This is a genomic window from bacterium, assembly GCA_021372535.1.
GTDB lineage: Bacteria > Latescibacterota > Latescibacteria > Latescibacterales > Latescibacteraceae > JAFGMP01.
On the sequence record JAJFUH010000007.1, the window covers coordinates 1 to 22,305 of the forward strand.

The following is a 22,305-nucleotide window of genomic DNA, read 5'->3' on the forward strand; positions in this document are numbered from 1 at the left end:
AACAGGTTCTTGCGCGCTGCCGTAAGCTCGAGGAATACAAAAGCCCGAGGGAAATGCAGACATCCGGGTTCGATTCAACCTATATTGTCTACCTTTTTGCGCTGCGATCTCTGAACAGGTATGTTCCCCTGCTTTTTCATGTCACCGAGAGTGAACATGCTCATCCCTGGGTTGTCTATGGCATTATCAGGCAGCTTATCGGCGAGCTGAGCACTTTTACCGACCGGATCGACTCGCTGGGGCGATTGATGGATGGAACGCCTCTTCTTCCAAAATACAACCATGATGATTTGCGGTCGTGCTTTGAGGAGGCGCAGACGCTTATCGGCGAGCTTCTGAGTTCCATCACCATCGGCCCGGAAAATATCATTCATCTTATCAGGAAAGATGACCATTTCAAGGCCCAGATACCGGTAGAATCCTTCGAGAGCAGGAATATATTTTACCTGGTCGTCATGACCGCGGAGAAACAGAGCAAGGTGCTTGATGTGATGAAACACATCGCCAAGGTCAGCAGTTTCGAGCAGATGCCAACACTGGTCGGAAGGGCGCTGCCCGGTATTTCCCTTGAATACAGCCTGATTCCGCCGCCGGGACTTCCTACCCGTCCCAATGCATTATACTTTAAGCTCGACCAGAGTCATTCCCAGTGGGTCGAGATACAGAAGAGTCAGAATATCTGCCTTTACTGGCAGAAGGCGCCGAAAGATACGAAAGCGGAAATTATCGTATTGCGGAAATAGGATGGATAGTATCAGATGCGACTTGTCGACTGTTATTTTGAACTTTTCTACTATACGCTTTTTATCAACAGCCTGAATTTCAGCCAGCTTACCTATAACAATGTCATAAAACACTATAATGACTTGTTTTCACGTTCGCTTATGACAGCACGGAATGCCGGTTTTTCGCAGGGCGAATGGGGGAAAGGACTTTTTGCCGTAAGCGCCTGGATTGATGAAACGATCCTGTGTTCCGGATGGTCGGGAAGGAATCAGTGGCAGCGGTATCCGTTACAGATGTGTTTTTTTAAGACAACCATGGCGGGTGAAGAGTTTTTTTCCAGACTTTTCAGGCTTGGGTCTCATGAAAAAAACACCTTGGAAGTCTATTATTTCTGCCTTGCCCTGGGTTTCAAAGGACAGTACTTCGACCCGAAATACGCCGGAAAGCTCAAAGAACTGAAACAGGCGATCATGAGTAAATTCTCCGTAAAGGATAAACTCACTTTCTCAAAAGTCTTTTTCCCGGAAGCATATTCGGAAACATACCTGACCAGAAAAGGAAAGAAGGGACCGTTCGGTTTATCTCTCATCACCCTGTTACTCAGCATACTGCCGCCGATTGTATTTTTCGTTTTATTGTATGTCTTCAAAAATTCCCTGATGAATATGATTATCCAATACTTATAAAAATCAAACGGTAATGGAGGGCGGTGAAAAAGTATCTTTTTCACATGCCCGATAATGAAATATATTGTTTTGTTGCTGTCAAGGGCATGTATATCGGTGGCAGCCCCCCATTTTTTAAAGAACACTTTTTTATATGTTACTTCCTTTGCGTGCCCAAAGGAAGTAACCAAGGAAAGGGGGGCACCCCGTGAAAAGCCTTTATCCGCGTTCACTGCCTGTTTTTCGGGAATGTGTGAACTCACGAGCCTTCGGTTCGCTCGGACAGCACCCATTCTTTTTCCGAAAACCGGTTGTGACCCCGGGGCTTTTCAACGGGTTTATAAATTCACAGGATTTAATGGTCTATATTCTATTTATAATCAATGTATTACAATACAATTCATCGTGGATTTTGGTAGGTCGCCAGCATGTAAACATGTCCTCGAATTATTAATCGGGGTCCGGCACTTCATACCGACCCTTGACAGCTTGAATTTAACCATATGATGTTTTTCACCACGCTTAATAAGCAGCAGCATAGTATGATAAAAAATATTTTAAAACTTTTACTGATCGTTCTTCTTATTGCCGTTCTGCTGGCCGGAATCGCATGGCTGATATTTGTCAGGAACTACCCGTGGTGGGTTGTGCTGTCGGTGGCTCTCGGACTGGCGGGATTGTGGTTCGGGATTCTGTATATCAGGAAAATTATTGTCCGGCGCAAGGAAAAGGAATTTGTCCAGCGGGTAATCAGGCAGAACGAGGAAGCTATCGAGACGGCGCCGATTCATGAACAGCAGAATCTCAGGGCACTTCAGGATAAATGGAAGGAGTCGGTCGACCTCGTCAGGAATTCCTATCTCCGGAAAAAAGGCAATCCTCTGTATGTTCTTCCGTGGTATCTCATGCTCGGTGAGTCCGGCTCGGGAAAAACCTCGGCGATAAAGAATTCGAACCTCAATTCTCCGATTACCGAAGTCAAGAGAACGGCCGGTATTTCGGTGACAAAAAATTGCGACTGGTGGTTTTTCGAGGAAGCGATCATTCTCGATACGGCGGGACGGTATACCATTCCCGTCGAAGAAGGGAGGGACCGGGAAGAGTGGGAGAAATTCCTGACCCTGCTTGCGAAGTACCGTCGCCGCGAACCGATTAACGGTATCATTGTCACCATTGCCGCCGACAAGCTCCTGGAAAAGGATGAGGCGCTGCTGAGCGACGAGGGCCAGAGTGTCAGGAGACGTATCGACCAGCTGATGCGAACCGTAGGGGCCAGGATTCCCGTGTATGTCATGGTGACGAAAATGGACCTTGTTCACGGCATGGTTGAATTCTCGAATCTTCTGCCGGATGCGACTGTCGATCAGGCAATGGGATTTATCAACCAGGAGTGCTCTCCCGAATATAACATAGTGCTCGACTCCGCCATGTCCTCCATATCCGAAAATCTGCGGAACCAGTTATCAATTCTCATCAATCAGGGGAATATCCCCGAGCCCGAAATCTTTCTCTACACCAGTGGATTCGACCGTATCAAACAGGGACTCCGGTATTTTGTTCAGGGAGTTTTCGATGAAAATCCATACCAGGAAACCCCATTGTTCAGAGGACTGTTCTTCTCCAGTGCGATTCAGGAGGAAAAACTCAGGATCGATTCTAAGAGCTTCGGCGTGCCTGACGGCGGCGGGAGCAGTAATCATAGCAATGGTCTGTTTCTGAAAGACTTTTTTAAAGAAATACTTCCCAATGACCGGTATCTTTTCACCCCGATCCGGGAGCTCATACAATGGCGCCGTGTCACACGGAACACGGGGCTCATTGCATGGTTTCTCCTCTGGGCGTGCCTGTGCGGTCTGATGAGTTTCTCTTACATCAATAACCGTATTGCGCTGGATGTCATTTCCAATTACAAGCCGCCCGTCATGACCGCAAATACGGCTGATGATATCCGGAGCCTGTACCTGATGAAAAGCAAGCTCGTGGAACTGGAAGAGGCGAACAACCGGTGGTTTCTGCCCCGCCTGATGTTCCGGGAGAGCTATGTCGCCGAGGTCAGGCTGAAGATACGGTATCTTTCGATGTTCAGGGACAACGTGCTCTACCCGTTCGATCAGGAAGTTGTGACCGATATCAAAGCGGCGGGTGAAAATATCGACCGTGACGAGCTTATGAAATATTTCAATTTTCTCATCACACGGATTACTCTTCTGCAGGAACGCGTGGGTGGCAAGCAGCCGTTGTCGGTCGAAAAGTTCATCGGTATTTCCAGTGCGCTCCTTTGCGAAAAACACCCGGATATTCCTCCTGAAACCGCTGCAATGCTGGGGAATAATTATCAGTACTACCTCACATGGAACGAGAATACGGCTGAATTCGAGGCACAGATTGAAAAATTCAGGGGAATACTCGAGGAAATGCTCGGGAACGATACGAATATCAAGGACATTATTTTTGAATCCATCCCGGTTGAGCCCGATGTGACACTGAATACATTCTGGGAAAACCTGAAAAGCGACAATGAAAATGAACAGGTGTTTGTCTCCGGAATTTTCACAAACAATACGCAACAGCAGATAGAGCTCTTTTTCAAGGTTCTCGAATCCTCGGTCATCAACCAGACTCGTATCCAAGATGAAAAGAAGAAATTCTGGCAGTGGTATCAATCCCAGTTCTACGAGGCATGGCGGGATTTCACCCAACAGTTTTCCCAGGATATTTCGAATATGGAGACCGGTTCGAATCCCCACCACATGGCCACGGTTATGACGACTGACCAGAATCCCTATTTCATACTTCTCGAACGAATGGCGTCCGAGTTTTCCAAGGTCAATGTAATAGACAAGGAGCCCCCATGGGTTGAATTCGTACAGCGGATGGATGATATTCGAAAACAGGCGCTGGTTGAAAAGGAGAAGCAGAAAGGGACGCTCCTCGGTAAAATCGAGAGCAAAAAGGAGACTCTCATACAATCGACACTGGGGAAAGTGGATAAAAAGCGGAGCATGGATGCCGAGTTGCTGCAGCGGATGGGAACGATATGGGGTGAATACACCGATGCCCTTCAGGCAATTTCTCCGTCGCTCGGGTCGAGAGAGCGGTGCTTTCAGATTCTGTCCGAGTTCAATATGTCCCCTTTTGCTCTGGCGGAAAGCAAATATACTCAGCTCCAGAATCTGCTTCAGAACGAAAACGAATTCCCGGTCGTCTGGAATCTGGTTTTAGGGCCGGAACAATTTCTGGTAGCCTACTGCGCGCAGGAAACCTCGTTTGTGCTGCAGGAACAATGGGAAGAGCAGGTGCTGGGAGGGATAACCGGTATCAGCGATGAAAAATTGCCCCTTCTTCTGTTTGACAAAAACCAGGGTATTGTGTGGAAGTACCTGGACACTTCCGGGAAATCATTCATTTCGAGGAACAACGACGGATATTATGTCCGCAAGCGGTTCGAAAACCTTATCCGTTTCAGAAGCGATTTTTTCGCGTTCCTCAATAACGGCACCGATACGATAGCCAATTATCAGCCGGTGTACTATGTCAACATGGAAACTTTGCCCCTCGATGTGAACAGCGAGGCGAAAGAAGCACCATACGGAAGTATCATCACCCTGCAGAGCTCCGATGGAAATATAGCCCTGAACAACTATAATTATCCGCAGAAACAGACATTCGCATGGTCCAGCGAGAAGTGCGGTGATGTTACGGTCAATATACTTCTTCAGAATACAACCCTGACGAAAACGTACGATGGGAAAATGGGTTTCCCAAAATTTCTCAGGGATTTCAGGAGCGGCAACTGTACATTCAAGACCGGGGAGTTTCCCGATTATGCTGACCAGCTTCAGAAGACGGGAATTACATGGATACGTCTCGCCTATAAGATAACAGGCGCCACACCGGTTATTGAGCTGCTCAATAAATCCGTTACCGAAGTACCAAAGCAAATCATTGTGACAAATCAATAGAATGGGAAGTCAATTATGGAATTAGCTGAACTGGGTAAACAACCTATACCCGGCGCAAACCCCGTCGGAGAAGATGCTCGTTTCGAGCCGGAGTTCGAGGAGCTGGATGGCGAGCTGGGGAAGCTTTCTTCGCCGACCGCATCGGGAGCGGTCGATTGGGCGAAGGTGGTAAGCCTTTCGACAAAGATATTGGCCGAAAAATCGAAAAATTTAACCGTTGCCACATACCTTTGTATCGGTCTTATGCAGACGGAAAAGTTAAGCGGGCTTGCCGGCGGGGTTCATGTACTGAGGGATATGATCGAGAATTTCTGGGAGAACATGTATCCTCCGGTAAAGCGCATGAGGGGGAGGGTGAACGCCTTTGTGTGGTGGCATGAGCGGATAGATGCCAGAATACCCGAATTCACCGCCGAAACATGGCCGAAGGAAAAAAAGGAAGCTTTCACCGGTGATCTCTCCTTTATCGATTCCTTTCTCAGTGAAAAAACCGAGGATGCGCCTGTTCTGAGGAGCATGATTGAACATATTACCGGATTGATAGATATTGAGCCGGAACCTGCGCCTGCGCCTGCCGGAACAGAGCCCACCGCAGAGCCCACCGCAGCGGGCGCCGAAGCCCCCGCCGGAACACCACCCGCAAAGCCTGCGGCTAAACCTGCGCCTGCTCCCGCATCCCCGCCCGAGGGCGCCGATGCGGATGGGGATAAACTCCTGAGGCAGGGTTTCGATATCCTCGGGAGAGCATCGACGCTCCTGCTGAAGAAGGAGCCGATAAGTATCGTTCCGTTTCGCCTCAACCGTATCAGTATCTGGCTGCCTGTCCAGAAGTTGCCGCCTGCTACCGACGGTCAGACCATGATACCCCCGCCGGAAGAACAGGTGATTTCTTCGCTGAAAAGTCTCTACCAGTCCAGAAACTGGCGTGAACTCATGCTCGCGTCGGAAGGGCTCGTCCGCCAGTATCCCTTCTGGTTTGATCTCAGCAGGTTTGTCGCCGAGTCGCTCGAACAGTTACGGTATTCCCCTATCGGCGAGACGGTGGCCCGTGAGACGGCGGATTTCACGAAACGGCTGCCCGGAATTGAAAAGATGGCCTTTTCCGATGGTACTCCGTTTGCCGATGATGAAACGAAGGAGTGGCTGAAAGCGGCGGCCCAGTCAGGCGGTGGAAGCGGCTCTTTCTCGTCCGCGGGATCGGGGATCGAGCAGCTCGTCGAGAACGAGATCGCCGAAGCGCAAAAACTGATTATGGATAATAAGATGAATGCAGCCCTGGGCACTTTTATCGGCAAGGTCAATCAGGCATCGTCCGTCCGTGAACGGTTATTATGGAAAATCGGTTTATGCAAGCTGCTCTCGCGTGTCAAAAAACCGCAGCTCGTCGTTCCCTATATTCAGGAGATTCTCAGTATAATCGACGAGTACAAAATCGAGCGGTGGGAACCTGTGCTTGCAGTGGAGGGACTCACCCTCGCGCTGTCAGGATTGCGGCTCCAGGGTGAAAAAAAGGATGATGAGCTGATCGAGAAGGTGTTGAATCGTATTTCGGCCCTTGATCCGGCGAGGGCTATTGAACTATTGTAATAAGCGTGAGGTTGTGATAATTGTCTTGACTATTGGAGGGTAAAAAGGTTTAATTGATAGTATTCATGGGTGAAAATAAGTGAATTCCATGCAGATGAGCATTTAATCCGTTTCGTGCCTGTCCCAGGGCTATGGATAGAGGATTTGACAATAATGTTTTCCCCAAAAGTGAAGGAGGTTTAGGATGGCGAAAGAAGGTTCTGTCGCCCCGAAGGAACGTGTTAATATTGTATACCGTCCGGCAACCGGCGATGCGCAGCAAGAGGTCGAGCTCCCTCTGAAAGTACTCGTTATGGGTGATTTCACGATGCGGGCGGACAGTACGCCTCTCGAAGACCGTAAACCTGTCAATATCGACAAGGATAACTTCAATGATGTGCTGAAGGGGCAGGATGTCAAGCTCGAGACTGTCGTTGATGACACCCTGTCTGGCCAGGAGGACGCGAAACTGTCGGTTAATCTCGATTTCAAGAGCATGAAAGACTTCGAGCCGGATGCCATTATTCAGAAAGTCCCCGAACTGAAGAAGCTTGTCGAACTACGTGAAGCACTCAAGGCGTTGAAAGGGCCGCTTGGAAATGTGCCTGATTTCAGGAAGAAGATACAGGAGCTGGTCCAGGATGAAGGCGCAAGAGCACGTCTCTTAAAAGAACTTGGAATTGAAGGATAAGGAGAGCGGTAATGGCTGATGAGGAAAAACAGGCCCAGGCAGCGCCCGAGGCACAAGCTGCCGCAGGAGAGGGAACACTCCTTGATGAAATTCTGCAGGCGACCAAGCTGCGGCCCTCTGATGAGGCCTATGCAGTCACCAAGCAGGGCGTCCAGGCTTTCATCGACGAACTGATGAAACCCGGCCGTGAATCGGTACGGATTTCAGCCGGTCTTGTGGACGAGATGATCGCAAACATCGACCAGAAAATGAGCAGGCAGATGGATGCGATTCTGCATAATGACGAATTCAAGAAGCTCGAATCGGCCTGGCGGTCACTGAAATTCCTGGTTGACAAGACCGATTTCAGGGAGAATACGAAAATCGAGATTCTCAATGTCAACAAGCAGGATCTGTTCGATGATTTCGAGGATGCGCCTGAAATTGTCAAATCAGGGCTGTACAAAACCGCCTATACTGCCGAATACGGTCAGTTCGGCGGCAAGCCTTACGGGCTCATGGTCGGGAATTACGAGTTCGGGCCGGGCGCTCAGGACATCAAGCTGCTCCAGCATCTTGCGAGCGTTTCGACGATGTCTCATGCGCCGTTTGTGGCGTCCGCAGGCCCGCAGTTTTTCGGGCTTGAGGAATTCAACGGTCTTCCGAATCTGAAAGACCTTAAATCGATCTTTGAAATGCCCCAGTATACGAAATGGCAGGGATTCCGCGAGTCCGAAGATGCCAGAAATATCGGTCTGACGCTCCCGCATTTCCTGCTCCGTGTACCTTACGGTCAGGATACCATTCCGGCAAAGAGCTTCAACTACAAGGAAGAAGCCTCCACCGGGAATAAAGCGTATCTCTGGGGAAATGCTGCGTTCGCGTTTGCGTCGAGGATTACCGACAGCTTTGCGAAATATCGGATGAGCTCGAATATTATCGGACCCCAGGGCGGTGGAGCCGTTGAAGACCTGCCGGTCTACAATTTCGAGTCGATGGGAGAGCTGCAGACGAAAATCCCGACCGAAGTGCTCATTTCCGAGCGGAAAGAGTACGAGCTTGCCGAGGAAGGCTTCATAGCGCTCACCATGAGGAAGGGAAGCGATAATGCAGCATTCTTCTCCGCGAATTCGTGCCAGAAGGCAAAGAACTTCGGTAATACCGCTGAAGGCAAACAGGCAGAGCTGAACTATAAGCTGGGCACTCAGCTGCCGTATAATTTCGTGGTCAGCCGGCTTGCCCATTATCTGAAAGTTCTCCAGCGCGAAAATATCGGAAGCTGGAAGACACGGGTCGATCTGGAGACAGAATTGAACAAGTGGATTTCCCAATATGTCTCCGATCAGGAAAATCCGTCGCCCGGTGTCCGAAGCCGTCGGCCGCTGAGGAAGGCCCAGATCGAAGTATCGGATGTCGAGGGTGAACCCGGCTGGTACCGTGTTTCCATGAAGGTGCAGCCTCATTTCAAGTATATGGGCGCATCCTTTACTCTTTCGCTTGTCGGTAAACTTGACAAGTCGTAATCGATCCGTTTGGTATAAAAGGTTTATAAATCATTCGGACACAAAAAGATTCTTCAAGTGAAGCCGGTGTGAATACAGCTCCTGTTGAAGAACGGACAAAACACTTTACAATGGAGGTTTTCCATGGCAATGACATCTTACTTGACATTGACCGGCAACAACCAGGGACCTATTCAGGGAGATTGCACCCAGGCGGGCCGCGAGGGAACGATACTTGTATACGATGTGCAGCATGAGATTGAAATCCCGCGCGATACCCATACCGGTCTTCCGACAGGCCAGCGTATACATCATCCTCTCATTATCACCAAGCACTTCGATAAAAGTTCTCCCAGTCTCATGCAGGCCTGTACCAGCGGCGAGCGGTTCTCGGAAGTGGTTTTACAGTTTTACCATATAACTCCCACCGGAGCCGAGGAACATTACTACACGATCAAGCTGGAAAATGCCATCATTGTCAGAATGAAAGATTACAAACCCATGACATTTCTTCCTGAAAACAAACCGTATCATGACATGGAAGAAATTCATTTCACCTACTCGAAAATCATATGGACCGCAGTTGTTGACGGGGTTGAAGCCGAGGACGATTGGCAGACACCCAAAGTATAACGGATGAGCGAGAATGTGTCGCGCCCTAGAATTATCGGGGGCGCGACGCATTTATTTTAGGCCGATTATGCTCAATTAGAAACTAATGAATACACCCTGATTTTTCCGCTACTTCCCATGGTATTGTTTTACGAAGGCACCCCTGATGGCTGACGAACGTCTGCTGGAACGAATCAAGAACATGGAGCGGAATCCGGATTTCCGAATCGAGCGGGATATGACCCGCAAGATATTTTCCATAATAAACCATCTGCAGCGGCTGTTGAATACCCATCAGGGAAGCACATTGATTGCGGAAGATTATGGAATACCGGATATAACGAATACCCACGGGGAAAGCATTACCGAAATTTCCAGAAGGATCGAACGGACCCTGCAGGAAGTTATCATGAAGTACGAACCGCGTCTGGCGAATGTCAAGGTTTCGACCATTTCGCATGAAGACGACATTTTATCGCTTCGTTTCAAGCTTGAAGCAGTTCTCGCCACCGATAAATCGACTCCTGTGGTCCTCGAAACAGTCGTCAGCTCCGAAGGAAAAGTCAATATCTCTTCGCAATAGGGAGTAAAGGGTACGTGTTCAACAGATATTATCAGCAGGAGCTCCAGAATCTCAGGGAACTGGCCCGCGAGTTTTCGAAAGCTCATCCGGCGGTTGCCCCCATGCTCAGCGGAACGACTTCCGATCCCGATGTGGAACGGCTCCTTGAGGGAGTCGCATTTCTGACGGGACTTCTGGATCAGAAGCTCGAAAATGATTTCCCCGAAATCATTCACGGCTTGATGGATATTATTTTTCCGCACTACCTGAGACCGATCCCCTCCACATCGATCGTCATGTTTTCCCCCAAAGCGAGTCTCAAAGAGAGCATCACTGTCAGGAAAGGCACTTCGCTGGCGTCCATTCCGGTCGAAGGTACAGAATGCATATTCAGAACCTGCTTCGAGACCGAGGTACATCCCCTCTCTCTGGTGTCGGCCGACCTGGTGCAGCTGCCTGAAAAACCGGACAGTATCCGACTCGTATTCGAGCTGAACGGCCTGTCGCTTTCGGGCTGGGAGCCCAAACGCCTCGGCTTCTTTCTCGGTGAGAGCTACACACAGGCCACCGAGCTGTATCTGCTCCTGACACGGTTTGTGAAAAGGATCGTTCTCAGGCCGGTTTCGGGCGGCCAGGAGTGTGAAATACCTCCCGAATGCCTCGTCCCGACCGGTCTGGAGATGAACAACAGCCTTATTCCCTATCCATCCCATTCATTTCAGGGATACAGGTTGATCTTCGAATATTTTCTTCTACCGCAGAAATTTCTGTTTCTGGAGCTTCGGGGATGGGACCGGTGGCGCAACAGGGGCGATGGGTCACGATTTGAAGTATGGTTTGAGCTGAAGCCGTCATCGTTTTCCACTCCATCGGTACAGCCGGGTAATTTTCTCTTTTTCGTAACGCCCGTGGTCAATCTTTTTTCCGACGATTCCGATCAGTTTGCCCTCGACCATCGGCTGGAAAAAGTTCGTGTCCGTCCCCCCACGAAGAACAGGGATCACTATCGCGTGTTCAGTGTTGACAGGGTTGTTGGATATGAACAGGGTACGGTGACTCCCAAACAATATTCTCCTCTGGAGCTTTTTTCATACGAAGAGCATGATTCCTCAGTCTATCAGGTTATCCACGACAGATCGCCGATTGACGACACGCCCGAATACTATCTTTCGTTTACCTATCCCCCGGAGGGGCCGGAACCGAAGCCGGAGACGCTCAACCTGACGCTCACCTATACGAACGGAGTCCTGCCGGAACGCCTTCAACACGGCGATATTTCCGTCCAGACTTCCGATTCTCCCGGTCTGCTGAATTTCAGAAATATCATTCCGCCTACTCCGACAATAGAGCCGATGCTCGGTAAAAACACGCTCTGGAAATTCCTGTCGCATATGTCATTGAATTTTCTTTCGGTTGCGGATGTCACCAACATAAAGAACCTGTTGAATCTCTACATCTTCCCCGGTGAGACCAACAAGACGAAAACAGCCGCCAACGAAAAAAGGATAAACGGCATCGATGATCTGAAGGTCACCCCCTCGGAGCGTCTGGAAAAAGGGATGTTCATCCGGGGGCAAAAAATCGAGATGAGCGTAAAGCAGGATCATTTCGCGAGTCTTGGAGATCTCTATTTGTTTGCATCCGTCATGGATTTGTTTTTCGGAGTTTACAGTTCCATTAATTCGTTCACCCAATTCGAACTAAAAGACAGTATATCGGGAGAGACATTCCTGTGGCCGGCGAGGATAGGAGACAGACCCCTGCTATAAAAACGAAGCTCCTCAAAGAAGGGGAGCGTTTTACTTTTACCCAGGCGCTTCGGCTGCTGCGGTACATCATCAGCAGGGAGAACGGCGGTATCAGCGGTTATGATGAAATCAGCCGCAGAATCCGTGTCCGCCCCTATCTGAGTCTCGATTTTCCCGAATCGGATATCACGGGGATAGAGAAGCTTCCCGGAGATGATCCGCTATACCGGGTAACCGCGACGTTTCTGGGTCTCTACGGCGCATCTTCCCCGCTTCCGACTTTTTATACGGAAGATTTATTGTATGAACAGTCGGATGATGTGACGATAACCCGTGATTTCATCGATATTTTCAATTTCCCGGCTTTCAGCCTGTTTTTCAAGTGCTGGAAAAAATACCGGCTCTTTTACACGATAGTCGATGAGCCGGATGCGGATGTGGTACAGCGTCTGTACTGTCTGATCGGCCTGGAAGGTGATCAGCTCAGACGAAAAGTCGATGATGCCGCGGGCATGCTCCGGTATATCGGGCTCCTGACACAATTTCCACGGTGCGCAGAGGGTTTGCGCTCATTGCTCATCGACAGTGTAAACGAGCCGAGCATCAGTATCGATCAGTGTGTCCCGCGGGTGACCGCCATTCCGGAAGATCAGCGCTGCTCTGTCGGAAAATCGGGGCACCGGCTTGGCGAAAACAGTTATCTCGGTTTCGAGATCGCCGACCGTATGGGAAAGTTCAGGATTCTGGCGGGTCCGCTGGACAGCGGCTCTTTTCACCGTTTTTTGCCGGACAGGCCCGCGTTTCGGAAAATGATACGCATGACACGGTTCTACCTCGATCAGCCGCTGGCCTGTGATTTCGAGTTACGAATCGATAGCGATGACATTGAGACTGCAAGGCTCGGTTCGGAAACCTGGTCGCAGCTCGGGTGGAACACCTGGATATTTTCGGAGAAGTTTTGTTCGGGGACGCTTTCGGTGACATTGCCGGAACGTGCTCATTGAAAATACTGTACATCATTCATTTTACCTTAATCAACAAAGGAGTTTTACATGGTCACAGTGGATATGAAAAACCTCCTGCTGCGTTTGAACGCTTACTGTACGAATGCGCTGCAGTCCGCTGCCGGTCTCTGTGTTTCAAGAACACACTACGAGGTAACGGTCGAGCATTTTTTTCTTAAGCTTCTCGAAGATAACCGGTCGGACCTTCCCCTGATATTTCAGCAGTTCGATCTCGATATCGGCCGGGTGATTAAAGCGCTGGAGGATGCGCTGGAGGACAACAAGACCGGCAATACCGGCAAGCCTGTCTTCTCGCCCCTGATGCTCGATCTTTTTCAGGAATCATGGCTGGTCACATCGATAGATTTAAGCGAGAGAAAAATACGGTCTGGCGCTGTTCTTCTTACCTTTCTGGCGAAACCGGCTCTCTTTGCGACGGGACGGTATATCGATCTGTTCAAATCCATAAGCCGTGAACAGCTCGCGAAGGATTTCTGGAAAATCGCCAAACAGTCGATCGAGATGAAAACCGCCGAGAAGGAAGCGGCGCCCGGTGAACCCGACGCCGGAAAGCGCGAGGGCGGCTTTATAGCGAGATTCTGCAACGATTTCACCCAGAAAGCACTTGACGGCAAGATCGATCCGGTATTCGGCCGCGACAAGGAAATCCGCCAGATCATCGACATCCTTGCCAGAAGAAGAAAGAACAATCCCATCTGCGTCGGCGAGCCGGGGGTAGGAAAGACAGCGGTGATCGAGGGCCTTGCGCTCAGGATTACCGAGGGAGATGTGCCCGATATCCTGCAGAATGTCCGGCTGATCGAGCTCGATATGGGACTCCTCGAAGCTGGCGCCGGTATGAAGGGCGAGTTTGAAAACCGTCTGAAGGGTGTCATCGGCGAAGTCAAATCGTCGGAAAAGCCCATCATCATGTTCATCGACGAGGCCCATACCCTGATCGGCGCCGGAGGCGCGGCGGGAGGGGGCGATGCGGCGAACCTGCTCAAACCGGCGCTTGCCCGCGGTGAGCTCAGAACCGTTGCCGCAACGACATGGAAAGAGTACAAGAAATATTTTGAGAAAGACCCGGCGCTTGCGAGAAGGTTTCAGCCGGTCAAGCTCGATGAACCGAGCGTTGCAGCCGCTGCCCTGATATTGAGGGGTATCAAAGCGAGCTATGAAAAGGCGCACAAGGTGGTCATCCGGAACGATGCCATCAACGCCGCCGCCGAACTCTCGGATAAGTTCATTACGGGGCGTTTCCTCCCGGACAAGGCGATCGATCTGCTCGATACGAGCTGCGCCCGGATCAAGATAAACCTCATCGCAAAACCTCCGGTCCTCGAAGACAAGGAACGGGTTGTCCAGGCTTCTGAACGTGAGAAGAAAGGGATGGACAGGGACAGGATCAACGGAGCCGAGGTAGACGAGGAAGAGTATCAGAAGGTTCTCAAAACCATCGAAACCGCAACTGTTGAAGCGGAGCAGATCAGAGCGCGGTGGCTCAAGGAAAAAGAGGCGGCGGAGAAAGTCATCGGTATCAGAAATCAGATACAGGAGGAAGCCGATGAAAAGAAGAAGGAAGAGCTTAAAAAACAGCTCGACGAAGCCGACAAGGCGTTCGTGGAAATTCAGGGTGATGATCCCCTGATCCATATCGAGGTGAATCCCGATGTGGTAGCCCAGGTTGTGTCCGACTGGACAGGCATTCCCATGGGCAAGATGCTCAAGGATGAGGCGCAGACTATCATCAATCTCGCCGCCCAGCTGAAAGCCCGTGTCAAGGGCCAGGATCATGCGCTCGATGCGATGGCCGAAGTGATCAAGGCCGCGAAGGCGGGAATCAAGAATCCCGACCAGCCGCTCGGCGTATTTCTCCTCGCCGGACCGAGCGGTGTTGGTAAAACGGAGGTGAGCCTCACGCTTGCCGATATCCTGTTCGGAAGCGACAAGAACGCGGTGACGGTCAATATGAGCGAGTTCCAGGAAAGCCATACCGTGAGCCGTCTGATTGGTTCGCCCCCGGGCTATGTCGGATATGGCGAGGGCGGCATGCTGACCGAGGCCGTTCGCCAGAAACCTTATTCCGTTGTCATTCTCGACGAGTCGGAAAAGGCGCACATCGATGTGATGAACCTCTTCTACCAGGTGTTCGACAAGGGGATTCTGACCGACAGCGAAGGCAAGGATGTGAATTTCAAGAATACCATCATCATCCTGACAAGCAATCTGGCCTCGGACATCATCCAGGAAATGACGAACACCGACGAAATACCGCCGCTGGATTCGCTCGTTTCCGCCATCCGTCCGGTGCTGTCGTCGCACTTCAAACCCGCGCTGCTTGCAAGGATGACGGTTATTCCTTTCTTCAGCCTGCGGCAGGATGCATTGAAACTGATCGTTGACCTCAAACTGAAAAAGGTGCAGAAAACGCTGCTGGAGAACAACAAAATGGCAATGGACTACACCAAGGACGTGGTGGACCAGATCGCAGCCCGCTGCACCGAGGTCGAGACCGGCGCACGCAACATCGAATACATCCTGAACGGGAATATCCTGCCGCGGATGGCGCAGGAGATTCTGACGCATATGACGACAGGTGAGATGCCGTCCAAGGTGCAGCTCGGTGTCGACAAGAAAGGCGAATTCACGATCAAGTTTCAGTAATACGATATTCCTTGTCATTACAAGGAGGAATTGATGGAATATTTAACCGCTGAAAAATATTCATTTACGACAACAGCGCTTCCCGACGATACCTTTGCGGTGGTGAATTTCAAGGGATTCGAGGGAATATCGAAACCCTATGAGTTCACCATCATGCTTGTATCGGGAGTGCCGGATATCGATCTGTCCGGTGTGCTGAGCAACCCGGCCAAACTCACCTTTCACCGTGAGGACGGCACCGATATCGATTTTCACGGTATCCTCGCTCAGTTCGAGCAGCTCCACGAATATCAGGGTTTTGTATTCTACCGTGCCCACCTTGTCCCGAAGCTCTGGTGGCTCAACCTCACCATGCACAACCAGGTGATTCTCAACGAATCGGTTCAGGATATTCTCGAAAATACGCTGAAGGACGGCGGGCTGACATCCATGGACTATGAGTTCAAGCTGCAGGGCTCATACTCGAAGATCGACTATGTCTGCCAGTATGGCGAAAGCCACCTGAACTTCGTGTCCCGCTGGTGTGAGCGCGAGGGGATATATTACTACTTCGAACAGACGGCAGCCGGGGAAAAAGTCATTTTTACCGACACCAAAATATCGCATACCGATCTGCCGCTGGATGCGGTTCTCTACTATTCGCCGCCATCCGGCCTGGATACGATGCACCGGACCGAGGTCATCAAATCCTACACCTGCCGTGAGCGCCAGCTCCCGAAGAATGTCAAGCTGAAGGACTACAATTATGAGCGTCCCACGCTCGAAATTTCCGGCTCAGCCGATGTGGAAGCGAACGGCAGGGGAACTTCCTATCTCTACGGCGAGCATTTTCTCACGTCCGAAGAGGGCAACTTTCTCGCCCAGATTCGCGCCGAGGAACTGCTCTGCCGTAAGAGGGAATTTTTCGGCGAGAGTACCGTTCCCTTCATGGCGCCGGGATATACGTTTTCGCTGCAGGATCATTACCGCAGCGATTTCAACCGTAAGTATCTCATCACGGAGCTGTCTCATGAGGGTACTCAGACCGGGTATCTGATTTCCGGAATCAGGACCGCTCTTGCCGAGATGGAGGAGCAGGTCTACTATCGGAACCAGTTCACCGCCATACCTTCCGATGTCCAGTTCCGGCCCGAACGTAAGGCGCAGAAACCCCGCATATCGGGTACCCTCAATGCCAAGGTGGATGCCGAGGGCAGCGGAACCTACGCAGAGCTCGACGAGCAGGGTCGGTACAAGGTGCGGCTGCCGTTCGACCTGAACGACGAGCACAGCGCCGGGAAGGCATCCTGTTTCCTTCGCATGATGCAGCCCTATGCCGGTACCGACCACGGTATGCATTTTCCGCTGCACAAGGATACCGAGGTGCTTCTGACTTTCATCGATGGCGATCCCGACCGACCGGTCATCGCGGGTGCAGTGCCGAATCCGGAGACTCCGAGCACGGTAACGTCATCGAACCAGACCCAGTCCGTCATTCAGACAGGCGGCGCGAATAAAATTGCAATCGAGGACAATGCGGGTAACGAAAGAATCCTGATGCAGTCGCCGACCGCGAATTCATGGATACGAATGGGAGCGCCGAACGATCCGCCTTCCTATGTTGTCGATGAGGATCCGGGTAATGGAATCAGAATGACGACCGAAGGGAAATTTGATGCCATTGCAAAAGAAAATGTTCTGATACAAAGCCAAGATAAGGATATCGTTCTTCAGGCCGAAAAAGGTAAAATCGTTCAGAAGGAGAGCGATTTCATTCATGAGACAAGCGGAAACAGCAAAGAATACGTTCACGCCATAAAGGAGACCTGGGGATTTTCCAACGATTTCAGTGCTGTTATAGGTGGGAAAGAAAGTTTCTTCGGCGGTGGTGAGGTAAGTGTTTTTGTCGGAGTAGCGGCGAGCCTCAAGGCTGCTTTTGAGTTTGCCATGAAAATCGGGCCAACCATGTCTAAAGGCAAATGGACTACAGCGTGGAAACATTATGGCAGGAGCGTGAATGAATGTACGCTTGACATTCAGCTTATTTCAGGAACGGCAGGTGTTAAAATAGTACTCGATCCCCTTCCTACCACTGGAATCAAGATTCAAGTCCCGAGTACTTCGATTCAGGTATGTTCCACCGGAGTGTTCATTAATTCTTCCGCAGCCGTAAAAGTAACCGGTAATAATATTAAATTAAAAGGGCCGGTCACCATAACGGATACCTTGACTGTCAATGGTAAAAGCTATTTTAAAAATAATGTAAAGGTGTTGACAAAACTGAAAGCGAATCAACTTGTATCGGTACAGCCGATGGCCGTTCCGAATGTTACCAATACGCCACAGCCACCGGACCCCCCGGAAGTTCCAGAGGTTCCGATTGTCGAGCCCGGCAGCCCGCCGGAAGAACCGTCGCCGATCGCACAATCACTTCAGGCCGAAGAGAACTTATCTTCGACAACGGCCAGAAGTTCCACTCCGCCGCCAGGATAATGCAATAGAGTGTTAACGAGTTTTAATGAAGACTTTTTATTCTGAAAAACGGTACCATTGGATATGGAAAGATGAAACCGAACAAGCCGGACACCCTCTGCCTGATGAATACCACGTTCGAACGTGAACGGCGATATCATCTGTCGTTGTGTATCATCGGCGGGTTTATTCTCGCTGATACTCCCATGCTGCTCGATGAAAAGGATTTCATGGAGGCTGCGGGGAATGAACTCGGCAAGACTGACATCCTCGACATGTCCATGCCCAAACCCCATGGCGAAGCGCTTCTTTCGGGAAAGTGTCATGCGCCGGAAGGGAAGCATCTTCCCGCATCACAGGTACGGTTCAGGGTTGGAACCATCGACAAAACCCTGAACGTCTTCGGAAACCGTTTCTGGAAACGGGCGGGAGGAGCGGTCGATGTCGTTACCGACCCGGAGCCTTTTGCCGCGATGCCTGTCACCTATGAAAATGCTTTCGGCGGTCCGGATTTCAAGAAGAATCCGGCTGGAAAAGGCATGGCCCCCGTAGTAATGAAGAATGGAAACAGGGTCTACCCGCTGCCGAACATCGAGACGCCGAACCAGCTCATCGGGGCGACTTCCGACAGGCCCGACCCGGCAGGATTCGGCCCCCTCGATCCGGGACTTCCCCGGAGAACGAAAAAGCTCGGTACGTTCGATGATGAATGGCGGCAGGATTCCTGGCCCTACTATCCGAAAGACCTGGACTGGTCGTATTTCAATGCTGCGCCGCCCGACCAGTGGATCGACGGGTATTTCTCCGGAAACGAGCGCGTATCCGTTGTCAATATGCACCCGAAACGACAGGTTATCAATTCACAGCTTCCGGGAGTCAGGGCCCGCTGCTTTGTAAACCAGGAGAAAAACGGCGAAGTCCTGTTCAGGGAAATAAAAACGAATCTCGATACGGTGTGGCTTTTACCGGGCGCGGAAACGGGACTGATTCTGTTCCATGGCGCCATGACCGTTGCCGATGATGAGGCCAGCGATATTCTCGATATTCTCGCCGCATGGGAACCTTTGAGCGAAGCGCCGAAACCACCCGAGTATTACCGCGAGTTACTCTCGGGAGAGGCTGTCGAAGCGCCCGAAGCGGAGGTTCCCGAAGCCGAAGAAGCCGGAATGCCGGGAATACCGAAACTCGCTTTGGGAATTCCCGCTGTCGCGCTTCCCGGTATCGCCGCTGCCGATACCGGAAAGCCGAAAACTCCTGAAACCAAACTGCCGGTAACTCCGGACATCGAAGTACCGGAAATAGCCGGAAAACCATCCGAGGCGCCGGGTGAGCAAGCCGGGGCTGTTCCTGCGGGTGGAGCAGGAAAACCCGGAATTCCACAGGGGAAACCCCCTGCAGCGGATGAGTCCGCTCTTGATAAGTTCATGCGGTCCGAATTTGAAAAACAGGCGGCGGAATCGGAAAAACAGTTTAAGGATTTGCTCAAAAAGGCCGGTGTCGAGAACCCCGACGAGGTTTTTAAACCCAAGCCGGAAGATATGGCTTTCCTGAAGTTATCGCCGGAAGAGCTGAAAGCGGAAGGCGATAAACGGGCCGCGGAGCTGGAATTTCAGGCCAGGGCCATGATGCAGAAGGCCGGTGTCGAGAATCCCGACCAGTATTTCCAGCCGAAGCCGGAAGACCTGGCGCTGCTGAAGCTTTCACCTGAAGAGTTGAAAACCGAAGCCAATATAAGGGCTGCGAAACAGGAAGCCCAGTTCAAAGCCCTGATGCAGAAGGCCGGTGTCGAAAATCCCGACAAGTACTTTCCGCCCGAGCCGGAAGGTTTTTCCGCGAAGCTGTTTATTCAGAGCCTGGGCGGTGTTGTTCCTCCCGATGTAGAAAAAGAGCTCTACGAGCGGGAACGCATGTTCAAGCTGCTTGAGGAGCAGAAAGCAAAGATGTCCGGGGAAATGGACATTGAGGATGAAGAGGATGTTATTCCCCCCGAAGTAAAGAAGGAAACAGCGGTACTTCCAAATCTCCCGAAAGAGACACCCAAAGCAGCCAATGATCTTCTTGCCGGTCTGAAGGACGGGGTAAGTTTTCAGGGGCAGGACCTGACGGGATTCGACCTGTCCGGTAAAGATTTGACTAGTATTGACCTGAAAAGCGCGAGCCTCGACAGCGCGGATCTTTCCGGCAGTAATCTGACGGGAGCGGACATGACCGGCGCTGTTCTGGAAAAGGCGGATATCTCGGGCGCCGATCTTTCGAGCGCAAACCTTTACGGCGCAATGCTTGCCGGAGCTGCGCTTGCCGGCGCCTGTCTCGCGGGGGTGAAATTCACGGGAGGGGATGCGTCGGGCGCTTCGTTTGTCGATGCCGACCTGAAAGGGGCCGATTTTTCCTATGCCAATGTATCCGGGGCCGATTTCACCGGCGCGGACCTGACCGGAGCGAATCTGGAATATGCTGATTTTTCGAAAGCGAAGCTTGCCGGGGTAACATGCTGCAGGGTAAAGGCAACGGGGGCCTTTTTCACCGAGGCTGATGTGAGCGGCGCCGATTTCACCGGTTCGGACCTGAGCCAGTCTTATTTTTCCGGAGCCGTGATGACGAAGGCGAATTTTTCGCATACAATCCTGCAAAGCGCCTGGTTTTCCAAAGCTTCCGCCGAAGGGGGAATATTCACCGAAGCCGATATGCAGAAAAGCGCGGCTGACAGCAAGGCGCAGTTTCCCGGAGCCGATTTTTCCGGCGCAAACCTCTCCGGTGCAAACTGGGAAGACACGGACCTGTCCGGAGCTGTTTTTCACAAAGCCAGCCTCGAAAATGCTGCAATGATGAATTGCAATCTGAGCAAAGCCGATTTCACGAATGCCAGTGCCACGAGCGCGGATTTCTCGAAATCCGATTTGAGCTTTACGGTCATGGCGGACTTTAATTTTTTCAAAGGAATTCTGAGAAAGGCGAACCTGACCGAGACCGATTTCCGGGGGTCGAACCTCTACGGCGTCGATTTTTACAAAGCGAACATCGTAAAGCCGCAGTTTGAGGGCGCCAACCTGAACTCCACAATTCTGGCGGAATGGAGACCGGAACAGTGAAGACAATGACCCGTGAAAAGCTGATCGTCTTCCATAAAAAACAAAAGGTTATTGCCCATGCAGACCTCTCCGGGTGCGATCTGTCCGGGCTGGCGCTCCCGCATGCCGTTTTTGAAAAATCGACGCTTACGGGTGCAAATCTGAGCGGAGCCGATCTTACGGCGGCGTCCTTCACCGATTGCGACCTGGGCGGCGCGAACCTTTCCGGCGCAAACTGCATGTGGATTGCTGTCCGGGCATCGCGGATGACCGGGTGTTCGCTGGAGAAGGCAAACATCTCCTATGCAACGTTCGAGGAGACGGATGCCGGAGAGGTGAACATGACCGGGACCGATGCCACCGGGCTTCAGGCCGCCTCGGCGGTTCTGAAAAAAGCCCGGCTTGCCGGTGCTCGCTGTTCGCAGGCTTATTTACAAAAGGCCGATCTGACCGGAGCCGATCTGACCGGAGCCGATTTCAGCAGCGCAAACCTGTCGAAAGCCATATTCGATGGCACTGTTTTTTCATCGGTCTGTTTCATCAAATCCGATCTTACCGGCGTATCTTTGAAAGAGATGAAGCTTGACCACTGCGATTTCACCATGGCCGATCTGACCGGTTCCGACCTTTCGGGAACCGAATTCATAACCTGCAATCTCTTCCAGACCGGCTTTGCGGGGGCTGTTATGACCGGCGCGAAACTTGGAGGTCTTGAGGCGTACGCGGCGCGGTTTATGGGGGCTGTTCTCAAAAAGGTATATATGGCAGGCGCTGTGCTCGAATCGGCGATTTTTACCGGCGCCGATCTTTCGCTGGCGGATTTCTCCGGAGCCGGTATGGTTCGATGCATGCTCGACGGCTCAAAATGCAGCGCGGCAAAATTCGCAGGCGCGGATCTCACCTATGCGGACCTGTCCCACGCCGATCTCACCGCCGCGGATTTCTCAAACGCGATTCTCACCCAGGCGAATCTTCACCGGGTGATCGACACAAAGACAATCTGGGATGGATCGAACAGGTCGAAAGCGAAGGCTACCGATCCGGAGCTCGCTGAAGCCGAAGACTGGAAACCGAAAGCTGATAAATGACAATAGAGGAGGCG

At 51.4% G+C, this 22,305-nt stretch carries 14 protein-coding genes; all 14 read left to right on the forward strand.

Going from position 1 to position 22,305, the window contains the following annotated elements; all coding sequences use genetic code 11:
- The coding region (locus tag LLG96_00565) for a type VI secretion system baseplate subunit TssK (GenBank protein ID MCE5248689.1) at positions 1 to 743 on the forward strand (743 nt) is incomplete at its 5' end.
- A 15-nt stretch (positions 744 to 758) separates the two neighbouring features.
- A complete protein-coding gene (locus tag LLG96_00570; GenBank protein MCE5248690.1) occupies positions 759 to 1,412 on the forward strand; it encodes a DotU family type IV/VI secretion system protein in 654 nt (217 codons plus the stop codon).
- 521 nt (positions 1,413 to 1,933) lie between these two features.
- Positions 1,934 to 5,353, forward strand: a complete 3,420-nt coding sequence (locus tag LLG96_00575) for a hypothetical protein (GenBank protein ID MCE5248691.1) — start codon at positions 1,934 to 1,936, stop codon at positions 5,351 to 5,353.
- A gap of 15 nt (positions 5,354 to 5,368) precedes the next feature.
- Entirely contained in the window at positions 5,369 to 6,940 is a 1,572-nt protein-coding gene (tssA, locus tag LLG96_00580) for a type VI secretion system protein TssA (protein MCE5248692.1), read from the forward strand.
- Between the two features lie 184 nt (positions 6,941 to 7,124).
- Positions 7,125 to 7,610: a type VI secretion system contractile sheath small subunit gene (gene tssB, locus LLG96_00585; protein ID MCE5248693.1), complete on the forward strand. Its 486-nt coding sequence runs from the start codon at positions 7,125 to 7,127 to the stop codon at positions 7,608 to 7,610.
- Positions 7,611 to 7,621: 11 nt separating this feature from the next.
- Positions 7,622 to 9,112: a type VI secretion system contractile sheath large subunit gene (gene tssC, locus LLG96_00590; protein MCE5248694.1), complete on the forward strand. Its 1,491-nt coding sequence runs from the start codon at positions 7,622 to 7,624 to the stop codon at positions 9,110 to 9,112.
- A gap of 123 nt (positions 9,113 to 9,235) precedes the next feature.
- Complete coding sequence (locus tag LLG96_00595) at positions 9,236 to 9,724, forward strand: Hcp family type VI secretion system effector (GenBank protein ID MCE5248695.1); 489 nt, start codon at positions 9,236 to 9,238, stop codon at positions 9,722 to 9,724.
- 145 nt (positions 9,725 to 9,869) lie between these two features.
- Positions 9,870 to 10,286: a type VI secretion system baseplate subunit TssE gene (tssE, locus tag LLG96_00600; GenBank protein MCE5248696.1), complete on the forward strand. Its 417-nt coding sequence runs from the start codon at positions 9,870 to 9,872 to the stop codon at positions 10,284 to 10,286.
- Between the two features lie 14 nt (positions 10,287 to 10,300).
- A complete protein-coding gene (gene tssF / locus LLG96_00605) occupies positions 10,301 to 12,034 on the forward strand; it encodes a type VI secretion system baseplate subunit TssF (GenBank protein MCE5248697.1) in 1,734 nt (577 codons plus the stop codon).
- Complete coding sequence (tssG, locus tag LLG96_00610; GenBank protein ID MCE5248698.1) at positions 11,998 to 13,017, forward strand: type VI secretion system baseplate subunit TssG; 1,020 nt, start codon at positions 11,998 to 12,000, stop codon at positions 13,015 to 13,017. Before tssF ends, tssG begins: the two co-directional genes overlap by 37 nt.
- Positions 13,018 to 13,065: 48 nt before the next feature.
- The gene (tssH, locus tag LLG96_00615) at positions 13,066 to 15,684 is read left to right on the forward strand and encodes a type VI secretion system ATPase TssH (GenBank protein ID MCE5248699.1); all 2,619 of its coding nucleotides are present in this window, start codon (positions 13,066 to 13,068) and stop codon (positions 15,682 to 15,684) included.
- A gap of 33 nt (positions 15,685 to 15,717) precedes the next feature.
- Positions 15,718 to 18,156: a type VI secretion system tip protein VgrG gene (gene vgrG, locus LLG96_00620; GenBank protein MCE5248700.1), complete on the forward strand. Its 2,439-nt coding sequence runs from the start codon at positions 15,718 to 15,720 to the stop codon at positions 18,154 to 18,156.
- 71 nt (positions 18,157 to 18,227) lie between these two features.
- On the forward strand, positions 18,228 to 21,224 hold the full coding sequence (locus tag LLG96_00625; GenBank protein ID MCE5248701.1) for a DUF2169 domain-containing protein: 2,997 nt from the start codon (positions 18,228 to 18,230) through the stop codon (positions 21,222 to 21,224).
- 5 nt (positions 21,225 to 21,229) lie between these two features.
- On the forward strand, positions 21,230 to 22,291 hold the full coding sequence (locus LLG96_00630; protein ID MCE5248702.1) for a pentapeptide repeat-containing protein: 1,062 nt from the start codon (positions 21,230 to 21,232) through the stop codon (positions 22,289 to 22,291).
- Positions 22,292 to 22,305: the final 14 nt, after the last annotated feature.